The sequence below is a fragment of the Elusimicrobiota bacterium genome, from assembly GCA_026388075.1.
Taxonomy (GTDB): domain Bacteria; phylum Elusimicrobiota; class Endomicrobiia; order Endomicrobiales; family JAPLKN01; genus JAPLKN01.
In genome coordinates this window covers 1-13855 of sequence record JAPLKN010000123.1, presented here as the reverse complement: position 1 = coordinate 13855, position 13855 = coordinate 1, and the positions used below count along the sequence as shown (strand labels likewise).

At 38.6% G+C, this 13855-nt stretch carries 14 protein-coding genes and 1 tRNA gene; 7 read left to right on the top strand and 8 right to left on the bottom strand.

The features are described from left to right. Positions 1-282: B12-binding domain-containing radical SAM protein (locus NT145_06620; GenBank protein ID MCX5782360.1), on the bottom strand; the 282-nt coding region annotated here is incomplete at its 3' end. Positions 283-694: 412 nt separating this feature from the next. Between NT145_06620 and NT145_06615 the strand changes: the two genes are divergently transcribed. The 7 genes from NT145_06615 (at position 695) to NT145_06585 (ending at position 6764) form a co-directional block, all read left to right on the top strand. After that, the gene (locus tag NT145_06615) at positions 695-1807 is read left to right on the top strand and encodes a hypothetical protein (GenBank protein ID MCX5782359.1); all 1113 of its coding nucleotides are present in this window, start codon (positions 695-697) and stop codon (positions 1805-1807) included. A gap of 58 nt (positions 1808-1865) precedes the next feature. Then, positions 1866-2234 (top strand): GxxExxY protein, encoded by a 369-nt coding sequence (locus NT145_06610; GenBank protein MCX5782358.1) that lies wholly within the window; start codon positions 1866-1868, stop codon positions 2232-2234. A 65-nt stretch (positions 2235-2299) separates the two neighbouring features. Next, positions 2300-2986: an ABC transporter ATP-binding protein gene (locus tag NT145_06605; protein ID MCX5782357.1), complete on the top strand. Its 687-nt coding sequence runs from the start codon at positions 2300-2302 to the stop codon at positions 2984-2986. A 32-nt stretch (positions 2987-3018) separates the two neighbouring features. Then, positions 3019-3501 (top strand): transposase, encoded by a 483-nt coding sequence (locus NT145_06600; GenBank protein MCX5782356.1) that lies wholly within the window; start codon positions 3019-3021, stop codon positions 3499-3501. A gap of 79 nt (positions 3502-3580) precedes the next feature. Then, the gene (locus tag NT145_06595) at positions 3581-4753 is read left to right on the top strand and encodes an FtsX-like permease family protein (GenBank protein MCX5782355.1); all 1173 of its coding nucleotides are present in this window, start codon (positions 3581-3583) and stop codon (positions 4751-4753) included. Further along, the gene (locus NT145_06590; protein MCX5782354.1) at positions 4750-6024 is read left to right on the top strand and encodes an FtsX-like permease family protein; all 1275 of its coding nucleotides are present in this window, start codon (positions 4750-4752) and stop codon (positions 6022-6024) included. The genes NT145_06595 and NT145_06590 overlap by 4 nt, the downstream gene beginning before the upstream one ends. Next, the gene (locus NT145_06585; protein MCX5782353.1) at positions 6021-6764 is read left to right on the top strand and encodes an outer membrane lipoprotein-sorting protein; all 744 of its coding nucleotides are present in this window, start codon (positions 6021-6023) and stop codon (positions 6762-6764) included. The genes NT145_06590 and NT145_06585 overlap by 4 nt, the downstream gene beginning before the upstream one ends. 64 nt (positions 6765-6828) lie before the next feature. Here the strand turns inward: NT145_06585 and NT145_06580 are convergent, their stop codons facing one another. The 7 genes from NT145_06580 to NT145_06550 all read right to left on the bottom strand — a co-directional run. Continuing rightward, positions 6829-7473 (bottom strand): LysE family transporter, encoded by a 645-nt coding sequence (locus tag NT145_06580; protein ID MCX5782352.1) that lies wholly within the window; start codon positions 7471-7473, stop codon positions 6829-6831. Positions 7474-7539: 66 nt separating this feature from the next. Next, positions 7540-9606 (bottom strand): sulfatase-like hydrolase/transferase, encoded by a 2067-nt coding sequence (locus NT145_06575; GenBank protein ID MCX5782351.1) that lies wholly within the window; start codon positions 9604-9606, stop codon positions 7540-7542. Positions 9607-9619: 13 nt separating this feature from the next. After that, entirely contained in the window at positions 9620-11152 is a 1533-nt protein-coding gene (locus NT145_06570) for a YifB family Mg chelatase-like AAA ATPase (GenBank protein ID MCX5782350.1), read from the bottom strand. Positions 11153-11191: 39 nt separating this feature from the next. After that, a tRNA-Ser gene (locus NT145_06565) sits at positions 11192-11278 on the bottom strand. A gap of 148 nt (positions 11279-11426) precedes the next feature. Further along, entirely contained in the window at positions 11427-12107 is a 681-nt protein-coding gene (locus NT145_06560; GenBank protein ID MCX5782349.1) for a transposase, read from the bottom strand. 125 nt (positions 12108-12232) lie between these two features. Next, the gene (locus tag NT145_06555; GenBank protein MCX5782348.1) at positions 12233-13153 is read right to left on the bottom strand and encodes a PorV/PorQ family protein; all 921 of its coding nucleotides are present in this window, start codon (positions 13151-13153) and stop codon (positions 12233-12235) included. A gap of 102 nt (positions 13154-13255) precedes the next feature. Further along, on the bottom strand, positions 13256-13855 hold a 600-nt coding region (locus NT145_06550; GenBank protein ID MCX5782347.1), incomplete at its 5' end, for a T9SS type A sorting domain-containing protein.

The window sequence follows — 13855 nt, the reverse complement described above, 5'->3', positions numbered from 1 at the left end:
AACACTTGGATGAATTCCACCAAGCACAACTTTCTTTTTTCGTTTCCTAAATTCTTCGGCAAGATAATATGCCCTGGGCGCAGTTGATGTCATACAAGTTATACCAACCAAATCACATGATTCGTCTAAATTTACATCTTCAAATTCTTCTTCTACAATCTTAACCTGATGTTCCGGTGGCGTAAGCCCTTTAATAATATCAAGAGCCAATTGTGGAAAAGTTAAACCTCCGTGGTTCCATTTTTCAAACGAGTTGAAAGGAGAAATTAGTAGTATTTTCATGATTTAATTATTATTTTATTAATATTTATTTAGCCCGATTACGCAACAAGGCAAATTGAGAAAGTCTTTCCAATCATTATTATTTTTTATAATATCAATTTCTATATTTTGATTACTCATATCATTTTTTAAAAGGTTAAACCATAAATTTGGTTAATAACATTGTCGCTTCGGTTTGGAGGGTAGGAATCGGTCTGCTTGCCTGCTTCTCTTTTCCTTTTTTTGAAAAAACTTTTTATAATTTTAGCAAATGGCCACATTTTATTCAAGCCAATTTAGGACAAGGTATTGTACAACACTTTATTAAAGATGCTCATAGATTTATTTCACCTTTTTTTATACAATGAATTGTCTTTTATATAAAAGGTCTGCCAGTGGCAATACTCTAAAATTAAGGCTAAGATTTATAATAATGAAATCTTTTTTTAGAATAATCCTTTTAGTTTCTATCGCCTTAGGCCCTTTAGCGCTATATGCAGAATATTTTCATTCCCAGGGTCAAATTGCGGGATGGCTTGAACATAACGACCTTGCTCAAAATAAACTTAATATCGGCTTTCGGTATTTACCGGAATTCTCCGTTTCTAGGGAAATTGAAAAAGACAAGACACTTGATGCCGATATCGCGATAAACGCTTATGCGCAAGCGCCAGCTGATTTTTTATACAAAGCTAAAGACAATTCCGATTTAAAATTCTACAGATTTTGGGGAAGATTTCATTCAAACCAGTTTGAAACGCGCCTTGGGCTTCAGCAGATAAGTTTCGGCCCGGCAAAAATACTTAGATCGTTGATGTGGTTTGATTCAATTGACCCTCGGGACCCTCTAAAATTTACTGAAGGTAACTGGGCGGCTTTAGCACGCTATTATTTTCTCAATAATTCCAATATTTGGCTCTGGGGCCTTTACGGAAACGATAAGCTCAAAGGTCTTGAAACTGTAAAAACTGATCCCAACAAAATAGAATACGGAGGACGTTGCCAGTTTCCCCTTCCAAAAGGCGAAGGCGGAATAAGTTTTGACCGAAGATGCGTAAATCAAAATGACTGGAATCGTATTATGGCTGTACCGCTGGCAGATTGTGTAGAAAACCGTCTGGGATTTGACGGCTATTGGGATATAGGTGTCGGCTTATGGTTTGAAACTTCCATTGGAAAAATGGATTTGGCTTCTGACCAGCAGGAATATGAAGAAAATTATACCATCGGCGCAGATTACACTTTTTCCAGCGGTTTACATATTTTAGGAGAACATATGTTTACGGGAAAAGGCGCAGATTTTAACTGTCTCGGCAAGAAAAACAATGTTTCGGTATTCGTTGCAGATTATAAGCTTGGAATTTTAGACGCAGTAAGCGCAATAGAGTATTACAATTGGGATATAGGAAAAGTGTATTCAAACCTCAGGTGGCTGAGAACATATGACAACTGGCAGTTTAATCTTATCGTGTACTCAAACGGGGATGATACGACAACTTCTTATTCCGGAAGAGGAATGCAATTTTTAGTTATGTATAATTATTAGGACATCCTGCGAAAATAAGGATGTCCTGATTACACAGATTTGAAAAGAGATTACACAGATGGAACAAAAAGATCAAATAACTGAAAAAATAATTGGTTGTTGTTTTAATGTCCATAAGGTTTTAGGCCCGGGATTTAATGAGAAAATATATCAGAATGCATTAAAAATGCAATTTGAAGAACAAGGAATAGGGTTTGAAATAGAGAAAGAATATAAGGTAAATTATGCAAGCAAAGAGGTGGGAAAATTTAGGGTTGATATGGTTGTGGAAGACAAGGTTATAGTAGAAATAAAAGCTTTAGCTGGAAATATTGCACAGATATTCGAGTATCAAGTGATATCATATTTAAAATCATCAGGACTTAAAGTTGGATTATTAATTAATTTTGGCAACAAGAGTTGTCAAATAAAGAGAATTATGTACTAATCTGTGTAATCTGTCCTTTGTATCTGTGTAATCAGGTATAATGAACATTATACCAGGAGCAAACAATGGAAATAATTCGTGTTGAAAATATGACTAAGCGCTATCCCATCGCTGGCACAGAGTTTACCGCTTTAAGCAATATTAACCTTACGTTTGAAAAAGGCGACTTCTGCGGGGTTATCGGCCCGAGCGGCTCCGGAAAAACAACTCTTCTGAATATTATCGGCTCGCTTGATGTTCCATCAACGGGAAGCACACTGGTACTCGGAAACCAAATAGAAAAACTTTCCGAAAAAGCCGCAGCAAACTTAAGAAGCGCCCACATGGGATTTATTTTCCAGACCTATAATCTTCTGCCGGTTTACACCGTTTATGAAAACGTGGAATTTCCGCTGCTTTTAATCAAAATGTCTTCTGAAGAAAGAAAGGAAAAGATACTAGACGCAATTGAATGGGTGCATCTTACGGATAAAATAAATTCCCGGCCTTCTCAGCTTTCGGGAGGCGAATGCCAGCGTGTCGCTATCGCACGGGCAATAGTAAAAAAACCCGAACTTATCCTTGCCGATGAGCCGACTGCAAACCTTGATGCAAATAACTCGTTCAATATTCTTGCTATGATGGTGAAGCTCAACGAGGAACTCAAATCCACATTTATTTTTGCCACTCATGACGAGAAAGTAATTAAATATTTGAAACGCAAAATATTCTTGATGGACGGCAGAGTAGTTAAGGATGAAAGAGTCGGTTAACGGTAGCCGCAGGCTTCAGCCTGCGAAATAAGATGATCGACAAAAATATAAGAGAAAAAAAACATCGCCTGCCCCTTGAGCGGTATAAAGGACAAATAAGAGTAACCTTTACTCTCTGTATTAAAGGAAGAAAAGTGGTTTTTACTAATAAACAGATCATGAATGAATTCATCAAAATTCTTAAAAAGGCGGATGAAAAGCACTTTTGCAGGAATTGGGCGTATGTATTCATGCCGGATCATTTGCATCTGGTTGCTGAAGGTCTTTCAGATCAAGCGGATGCATGGAAAATGATAAATCTATTCAAACAAAAAACTGGTTTTTGGCTGGCTAAGAATAAACCAGATATAAAATGGCAAAAGGATTTTTTTGACCATATTCATCGCGAAGAAGATGATTTAAAAAAACATATTGCCTATATTTTAAAAAACCCGTTAAGAAAAGGGCTGGTGTGTGACTGGAAGGATTATCCTTTTAAAGGTTCACTGGATTTCAGTTTGGAAGATATACTCTAAAAAACCGCAGGCTAAAGCCTGCGACTACCGAATCTCGTAGCTACCGAAACCTGAGATTACTAAAGTCTTTGGAGTCATTATGTATATTTTTAAACTCGCGTACAAAAATCTAATCGGCGCAGGTTTGAGAACCTGGCTTAATGTTTTTGTCCTTTCTTTGGCATATGTGCTCATAATACTGCATCAAGGAATCCTTTCAGGATTTCTAAAGCAGGGAACACTTGAATCTATTAAAGATGAAATCGCTGGCGGGCAGTACTGGCAAAAAAACTACGACCCCTACGATTCAATGACTTTAGACATCAGCCATGAGAAAGTTGCTCCGGAAATCCAAAAACTTATTGATACTAAAGAAGCTGCTGCTCTACTGATGGCCCAGGGAACGATATATCCGTCGGGAAGAGTTCAAAGCGTGTTATTAAAAGGGATTGATCCGAACCAAACTATACTGGGAATAGATTTTAGGCCGCTTGAAACTAAAGGAGAAATTATTCCGGTCATGGTTGGCATGCACATGGCGCAAAGCAATAATTTTAAAGACGGCGACAGCATTACTATCCGCTGGCGGGACGTTTACGGGACCTTTGATGCAGCCGAAGGAAAAATTGCCGGAATATTTCATACGTTGGCGCCCGCCATGGATAACAAGATCCTATGGCTTCCTCTTGAAAAATTGCAGAAAAGGATGTCTATGAAAGACGAAGCGACTATGGTCATTGTCGGACAGAAAGTGACAGGGCAATCCGATAAGACGGATTGGAATTTTAAAACGCAAAAGTTCTTACTTTTTGATTTGATAACCCTGATAAAAACAAAGAGAATCGCCGCGATGGTCCTTTATGTTCTTCTTCTTTTGCTTGCGTTGCTTGCCATTTTTGATACCCAGGTTCTTTCTATTTTTCACCGGAGGAAAGAAATCGGAACTCTGATGGCTTTAGGTATGGCGCGGCCAAGTGTAATTTTTCTTTTTACGCTTGAAGGCGCTATGAACGGAATTTTAGCCATGGCGGTCGGAGCTATATACGGGACTCCTCTTTTAATTATATTTGCAAGGAGCGGATTAACGATACCCGGCGCCTCGATAGGATACGGTTTTACCATCGCACAAAAAGTATTGCCGTCATATTCGTTCGGGCTGATACTGGGAACCGTTTTGATAGTATTTACTGCAGTGACCATCGTCAGCTTTTTGCCGATGCGAAGGATATCGGAAATGAAACCGACGGAAGCTTTAAAAGGGAAGATACAATGATTTCTTTTCTTATCAAAGGCCTATTAAGGGACCGTTCAAGAAGTTTGTTCCCTGTATTGATGGTTGCCACGGGAGCTTTTTTGACGGTTTTTTTATACTGCTGGATTACCGGCATAACGGGCGATATGGTACGGGGCATAGCCCAGTTCAACACGGGACATGTAAAAGTAATCACAAAGGCTTTTAGGGAGCAGAAAGATCAAATGCCGAATGATTTGGCATTGCTCGGCGTTAAAAATATCCTTGACACATTAGAACATTTTGATCCGAATATGATTTGGCTTCCGCGAATAAGGTTCGGAGGCCTCTTGGATATTCCGGACTCAAAAGGCGAAACCCGGTCCCAGGGGCCGGTGATGGGTTTGGGCGTCGAGCTTTTTGATAATAAATCTCCCGAAATAAATATCTTAAATCTAAAAAAAGCTCTGGTTCAGGGAAATCTTCCCCAAAAGAAAAATGAAATACTGATAAGTGAAGAGTTTGCCAAACGTCTTCGTGTCAAAATCGGCGAAACTGCAACGCTCTTGAGTTCAACTATGTACGGGGAAATGGCTATGCAAAATTTTAAGATATCCGGAACTCTTCGTTTCGGCGTGGCTGCAATGGATAGAAGCACGATAATTGCCGATATTCATGATATTCAAAACGCTCTTGATATGGAAGACGGCGCTAGCGAGATCGTAGGATTTACAAAAGATATGGTCTATTTTGATGAGCCGATGATATTTTTGGCCAAAAAATTCAATTCTGCTTTTTCAAAACCCGATGATAAATTTTCTCCTGTCATGGAAAGCCTTTCAGAACAAAACGAAATGAACGACCTTCTAAAAATGGCAAATTACATCGGAAGCCTTATGGCAGGAGTTTTTGTTTTTGCGATGTCCATTGTTCTGTGGAATTCCGGCCTAATGAACGGCATCAGGCGTTACGGCGAAATCGGGGTGCGGCTTGCGATGGGCGAGCCGAAAGGCGTTTTATATCGGCGGATGATTATTGAATCTTTTTTTATAGGGCTTGCCGGCTCAGGTATAGGAACAATTCTCGGACTTGCGGTTTCATATTATTTGCAGTTTGTAGGGCTTGATTTCGGCTATATCATGCAAAAAGCTACCGTGATGATATCCAGCGAGATCAAGGCCAGGGTTACACCGACCAGTTATATTATAGGATTTGTTCCGGGGCTCATCGCACCGGTTATCGGCTCTTTGTTTGCCGGTATCGGAATTTATCGCAGGCAAACATCTCAGCTTTTCAAGGAGCTAGAAGTATGAAGAAATTATTCTATTTGACGCTATTTATATTTGCCGGTACTCTTTTTGCCGATACTCCTTCCGGTGAAACTGTTTTGAAAAAAGTAGACCAGAATTATTATTCTGACACCCGTATCTCGGTCACGAGCATGGTTATAAAAGGGCAGAGGGCAACACGGACGATAGAAGCAAAAAGCTGGGGTAAGGGCTATAAAACCGCATATACAGAATATTTGGCTCCTCCGAGAGAAAAAGGGACTAAAATGCTTAAAATCAACAACGAACTCTGGATGTATACCCCTTCAACGGACAGGATAATTGCAATTGCAGGGCACATGCTTCGCCAGTCGCTGATGGGTTCCGACATTTCCTACGAAGATTTTATGGAGGACCCTCAGCTGAACCATTCATATAACGCTAAGGTTTCCGGAGAAGAAAATATTGACGGAAGGAAATGTTATGTGTTGGATTTAACTGCCAAAATAGAAGACATCTCTTACTATGCAAGAAAAATGTGGGTGGATGAAGAAAGATATGTGCCCCTCAAAGAAGATTTAATCGCCAAAAGCGGGAGACTCCTTAAAACAATAAGGTTAAACGAAGTTCAGAAAATCGGGGAAAGATGGTATCCGAAGCGGATTCTTTTTAAAGATGTCCTTCAAAGCGGAGACGGAACTGAGATTATTATTAAATCAATACAGTTCAATGTAAATATCCCTAATTATGTCTTTTCAAAAGCTTCATTAAAACAATCTAATTAATATTCAAACCTATTTAAATGTAATTTAAGAGATTGGCATTACATACAAAGAAAAATTATAAAATTTAGGAAAGAAAAGTTTGAATGGACCTGTAAAGGAAATAAAGCGAAAGAATAATAAGAGCAATTCCCATAGCGAAATTTATTTTCTGGATTGTTTTAAGCGATATGAATTTTTTTGCCCAGTGAAGAATAAAAGCTAAAACTGAAAGATAAGCCCCCATTCCCAGCACGCCTGAAAAAAGAAAAATCACAGAATCGTATGAAGTAAATTTTCCGATTACTTTTAAATCCATTATTATTTTTGCTCCGATAAGCCACCAGAAAATCATCAAGGGATTTGCAAGACTTAAAAGAAAACCGGTTACATAGCCCACCCTTTTGCTTCGCAAAATCTGGATATCCATATGAGTGATATGAGGTTTAGCGCTCTGTTTAAGCGTTAAATACGCCAATAACCATAACAGAAGCATACTTACCATTTCAAAAGCGGCAACTACAATTTTGTTCTCCAGGAAAGGCGCCAGGCCAAAAAAAGCTATTAAACCGTAAAGCATATCCCCGGTTGCAACGCCTACAATAACCATAAGCGCAGATATAAGATGGTTATGCAAAGACCTTTTTGCAACCTCTATCTGGCAGGCGCCGGTAGGTATTGCCACAACGAAACCTAGCATAAAACCAATATTTATTAAGACAAAAATCTGCATTATTTTATGTTCCTTTTTTTAGATTTATTGCACTATTTTATATATTTCAGCATATAAATTCAATTTTTATTTTTTACTTGATTTTTTAGATCCTTTTATAAGGTAATCAGCGATTGCCATTGAAGCTTTATAAAAACCGAGCATTTTATCTAAATCACTACTTTTTTCAGTTGAAATAAGCTTGTTTTCTAAAGTATTGTCCAGTTTATAGAAATGAATTTTGTTATCTTTAATATCGTACTTAACCGCTCCTTTTTCGGAAATTATAAATCCTTCGCTGTTATAGGCGAAATGAGGAAGTTTTTGATCCAGCATATTTTTTCCCATAGCTATATAACTTGCATTTGAAAGAGAAAGGTTATAAAGTGTCGGCATAATATCAATATGCGAACCGAACACTTTCGTATTCACCTTTTTCGGCTTTAGTTTTTCAGGAATATAAAGATAAAAAGGCACGCTATATTTATTAAATAAATCCTTGGAACCGTAGCTGAATATGTCCCAAAAATTGTGGTCCCCGGTTACGGCAATAATAGTATTTTTGCCGAATTTTGAGTTTTTAACCTTCGTTATAAACTCACCCAGCTTTTGATTTGCGTACTGATAGGTTATCAGCCTTTGGGAAACCATTTTTTCATCGCCGTTAATAACTTTTCTGAATTCATCATACATCTTTATCGGTTTAGGCTTGTATGTGTCAGGAACTAAATAAGGAGGATGGTTTCCGGTAGTCAAAGCAAAAATAAACTTGGGCTTTTTATCATTTGCGCTGAGTTCTTTATAAAGAGCATTAAAAAGGTATTCATCATAAACTCCCCATTCATTTTTTTGGGAGCCTTTTTCCATTGATCCTTCACCGAGAAGTTTATCAAACCCCTGGGCAGAAAAAAATGTTGATAGGTCGCGCCAGTTTAATCCTCCGCCGTAAACAAGAATAGTTTCGTAACCGGCTTTTTTATACGGCAAGGTTAAAGTAAACGGATATTTAGCGTAAGCATATTCTGACTGGGTTATTTCCAGCGAAAGCGGCCTCTGCGGAATGTTTAAAACCAGCGACTCAATGGCATGAACGGTTAAAAGACCTGCCGGCAAAAAATTATAAAATACGTAGTCCTGATCAAAATGTTTTTTCAGTTCTCCCAGCATGTCAAAGTCGCTTCTATTGTAACGCAACAATTTTGTCCCCATGCTTTCCATAACTATAAAGATAACATTCGGCCTTAATTGCTCAATAATCTTATTTTTTGAAGTTTTCTGAGTTAAATTAGATACCGGATCTTTTTCGTTTACTTTTTCTTCGCTGATGTTCAAGAAATCAGCTAAAGCTTCGCGGATATTTTTTTGATAGCCGAGCGATTTAGCCAAATCAACGTTTTTATCCGCACTTTCCATTCTATATTTGATAGCCTTACGCAAAGCAATGACTCCGTTTAAACTTAATTTATTTATAAAATCGTTGGATGATATTTCTTCGTAAATTGAAAAGATCGGCTGCATTGTAAGAGAACCCCTTGCAGAAAATGCCTGAGCACAAATAAGTAAAGCGATGAAAACAATTTTAAAATAGGTCTTGAATGGCTTTCTCGGGAAATATACCAACTGTTGCAGAGATTTAGAAACTCTTTTTGAACTGTAATATATGCCCGCTAATATTGTTAAGAAAATTAATAAAAACGCGGGGAATTTTGGATTCTTAAGTATCGTTGAAATTAATGCCCTTGTATCATCTTCAAAAAAACCGTAAATAAGAATATTGATATGGTCTTTGAAATACGAATAAAACGCGAAATCTACAAAAAGAATAAAGAAGACAAAACCAAATAAAAAGAAATAATACCATTTAAGAATTTTTCCCCATAAAATAAATAAGGATTCCTTTTTTACAGCCCAAATTATCAGAATACTTATTGTCACTAAATAATTTATAACTGCTATAACTACAAGATCGAATCTTATGCCCAGAATAAACGCCTGTAAAACATCATCATACAAATCCTTTAACTCCGAAAAATTCGCAAAATAGAAAAAGAATACCAGCCTGAATAATGACATAAACAACAAAAACATGATATTAAAAGGGATTAGTTTTAGGAAGGTATTAAAAACAACGCTAAAATCAATTTTATTTTCCATTTTTGTAGGTTGACTAGTTGTATTTATCCATACTTCTGAATTGTATTGCCTCGGCTATCTCTGCAGGGCCGATATTTTCTTTTTCTGCCAAGTCCGCAATTGTGCGGCTCACTTTTAATATCCTGTCATAAGCCCTTGCAGATAACCCTAAGCGTTCTATAGCAGCGCGGAGAAGATCTTTGCTTTCTGAATCTATCTGGCAGTATTTTTTTATCTGCCTTGAATTCATCTGGCTGTTATAATGAATTTTTGTACCCTCAAACCGACCGCTTTGAACATTTCTTGCTTTCAATACTCTTTCCCTTATCGTTTTTGAGCTTTCAGCGGATTTCAAGGGCTCATCAGTTAACTCAGAAATTTTCAGCGCCGGAACTTCAAGATGTATGTCAATCCTGTCAAGCAAAGGCTCTGAAATTTTCCCTCGGTACTTTATAACCTGATATGAGTTGCACATGCACTGCTTGTCCGGATGCCCCAGGTTCCCGCACGGGCAGGGGTTCATTGCTCCCACAAGCATAAACGAAGCGGGAAAAGTTAGCGAATTTTTTGCTCTGGAAATTGATACCACTTTATCTTCCAAAGGTTGTCTCATAACTTCTAAAACATATCTGTGAAACTCGGTCATCTCGTCCAGGAATAAAACTCCGTTATGTGCAAGGCTAACTTCACCGGGCTTCGGATAAGTCCCGCCTCCAATTAGGGCTATATCTGAAATTGTGTGATGCGGAGACCTGAAAGGCCGTTTAGTCACAAAACCTTTTTCGGAATAAAGCATTCCTGCAACAGAATGAATTTTTGTGGTTTCAAGAGCTTCTTCGTATGTGAGCGGCGGAAGTATGGTAGGAAGCCTTTTGGCAAGCATAGTTTTGCCTGATCCGGGAGGGCCGATCATAATAACGTTATGGCCGCCCGCGGCAGCTATTTCTAAAGCTCTTTTTGCAAACTGCTGGCCTTTTACTTCAGAAAAATCTAGGTCCTGATGATGGGATTCTTCAGAAAGATTCGGTTCAGAAACTACCGTGGGTAAAATTTCTTCATCGCCGTTTAAAAATCTTACAACCTGTAAAAGATTTTTTGCCCCATAAACTTTAATATTTTTTACAGCTGAAGCTTCAAAAGAATTTGCTAAAGGAACAATTAGTTTTTCTATGCCCTTTTGCTGAATACCTAAAGCTGCGGGAAGAACTCCTTTTACAGGCCGTAAAGTTCCGTCCAAAGCAAGTTCACCCAAAAAACAGTACTCGCTTAAGTCTTTGGATTTAATTTTTTGTTCCGCGCAAAGGATACCTAGAGCTATAGGCAGGTCAAACGAGGACCCTTCTTTTTTTATGTCAGCCGGTGAAAGGTTTACTGTTATTCTTCGGGTAGGAAAATTAAATCCTGAATTTTTTATCGCTGCGACAACGCGGTCCCGGGACTCTTTAACTGCAGTATCAGGCAACCCAACAGTAGAAAATACGGGCAGGCCGGAAGCAATATAAACTTCCACATTTACAAGATATGCATCAATGCCGTTAACTGCCGCTGAAATTACTTTTGAAAGCATTTTTAAATTAAATTGAAGTCCCGATTAAATAAATTCTAACGGAGAGGGCGAGATTTGAACTCGCGATACCCGTAAAGGTATATCGGTTTTCGAGACCGACGCCTTCAACCACTCGGCCACCTCTCCATTAACGAAGTTAATGTCCCGCCGTCTAGTTTTCAAAGAAAACTGGGGGGATTACTTTTTTTCAACCACCCCCTGCTGTTCCTCTTCGAGAAACAATACCGCAGGGGCTCCGTCCGTCGGCCCCCATCATTTTAATAGGGACAGACACCTATTTATCAATTATCTTCTTAGGCCTGCCTTTTGGCTTTAGCTTTAAAACTCTCTTAAGTTTTCCTTCGAGCTCATCCAGAAAATTAGTACTGCCAAGAGGTCTTCCCTTTCTTGTTTGTTCCCTTATTTGCCTTATTTCATTAGGATCATCTGATAGCTCTAAAAATTTTCTCCAAGTTTTCGTGTTTCCATCAACATAATCAAAAAATTTGTTTACCCCTAATTCGTCGCGCTTATCTATTCCGGAGTGCGCTCTTGCACTTGACCAGCTCCAGCGGTGCGGGTTATTAACCATTTTTGATCGCACAGGGTTTCTTTCGATATAACGGGCGCATGCAAGGGTGTGCCGTTCATCCATTACAGATGAGAAAAATCGCCCTTGAAACAAATGTCCTTGTGTACGCATTTTCTTGTTATAGTATTGAGAATACTTCATATGGGCATATTTGAAGACCTTTCCCATTGAATCTTCGCTCTCAGGAACCACGACGAAGTGAACATGATTAGGCATAAGGCAGTACGCCAATATACCCAAACCATAACTCTTGCTTTCATTTTCCAAAAGCGATAGATATTTTTTTCGGTCCGTATCGCCGGAAAATATTCTTTGTCTGTAGTTTCCTCTTTGGGTAATATGATGGGGATATCCTACGGCTACGACTCTTGCGATTCTTGGCATGGGCAAATTATATCTCTTCTTCTATGCAATGTCAATGTAAATAGGTGTCTGTCCCTATTAAACAAACTGGAGCCGATATAATGTATCGACCCCAGTTTCTTTAAACTTTTTCTAATAATTAATGATTATTTAAACTGCACTGAAAAAGATATTCTGTTCGTGTTTCCCAAATCGCCGTAAGGAACAAACGCATAATCAAAGCAATAGTCCTGATATTTAACTCCAAAACCTACTGTTATACCGTTAAGTCCGCCTGTTTTTGAATTTCTGGTGTTGTAACCGGCTCTGCCGGAAATATCTATTTTATCTTTCAATTTATATACGTATTCGGTGCCGATTCCGTAATTTATGTCGTTATCGATCGGCGCGTTTATGTCCAAAACCGCCAGCCAGTTTTTCTTTACGGTGTAAGCGCCGCCAATTTTTATGTTCATCGGCAGGGAATCTTCTTCGCTTACATATTTTAATTTTGTTCCGACATTTTGTGCCGCTGCGCCTAAAGTAATTTTGTTATTTATTTTTTTCATTGCGCCCAAGTCAACCGCGTATGCCGTTGCGGTATTAGTAATTTTTGAGCTTATGTATTTTAAGTTCGCGCCTAAAGAAATATCTTTGACTTTTTTTGCATATGAAAGAGATACAGCCATATCAGTCGGACTAAAATCTCCGACTTCAAGCCCGGTATTATCGGTTTTTTTCAAACTGCCGTAAGAAAGATACTGCACTCCTATTCCAAACACTCCCAAATTCTTATATGGACGAGCATATGATACCCAGTCATAAGAAATATCTTCAAACCATATCGCATGCATTAAGGTTAAAGAACCTTTTCCGGCAACTTGATTTAATCCGGCAGGGTTCCAATAAATTGCCGTTGAATCGTCTGAAATACCGGCAAAAGAATCGCCCATGGCTGTCGGACGAGCGCCTGCTCCAAGTTTAAGAAATGCGGCGCCGGACGTTCCGATATCGCTGCTTGAAAATGATGCAAAACCTAAATTAGCGCAAAACACTGCACAAGCTAACACTGCTAAAATCTTTTTCATTCCATCCTCCTTAAATTTCCTTTTTTTCTATATTGTCATTCCGTCCGCCCTAGTCGGATCGGGGTCTTGTATTTGTCTTTCCTATACGCTACACGCTATACGCTATTTCTCTATTGCCACTTTTATCTTTTTTGTCCCTTGAGGACTATTGATGTAAATTATGTAAACACCGCTTGCAACCAATGAACCGCCGTCATTTTTCCCATCCCATATCACCTGGCCGTTCCCGGTTGAATAATCAAGTTTTCTAACTAATTCACCAGCTACATTGTAAATCTTAATATCAGCCGTTGCTGTAAGGTTTGCGATAGTCATTGAATAAAGCTTGGAATTCAATGGATTCGGATAGACCTTTATGCTACCAAGGTTTGCCGCCGGTGCTAGCTGAACTAATACAAATTTGGATAAATGGTCAGTTTGAGCTACAACTTTGTTTTGGTCCGGGTATACCGTTGAAGGCAAAGGAGTCCAGAGATTGTTTGTCGAGTCATATCGGCAGATTACAAGTTTGGATTCATCTAACCCGGCAATGTCTGAATCCCGATAATACATTGTTATTGTTATTGCTTTATCAGGCTGGGCATTTTTATCCGTGGTTACTTCTATACCTATATTTGTTATCTTAATTGTCTCGCGATCTGATGAAGGAACAGAAGTCATAGATGCTGTTAAACTCACGTTCTGGTTGAAAGTGTTCGGAGG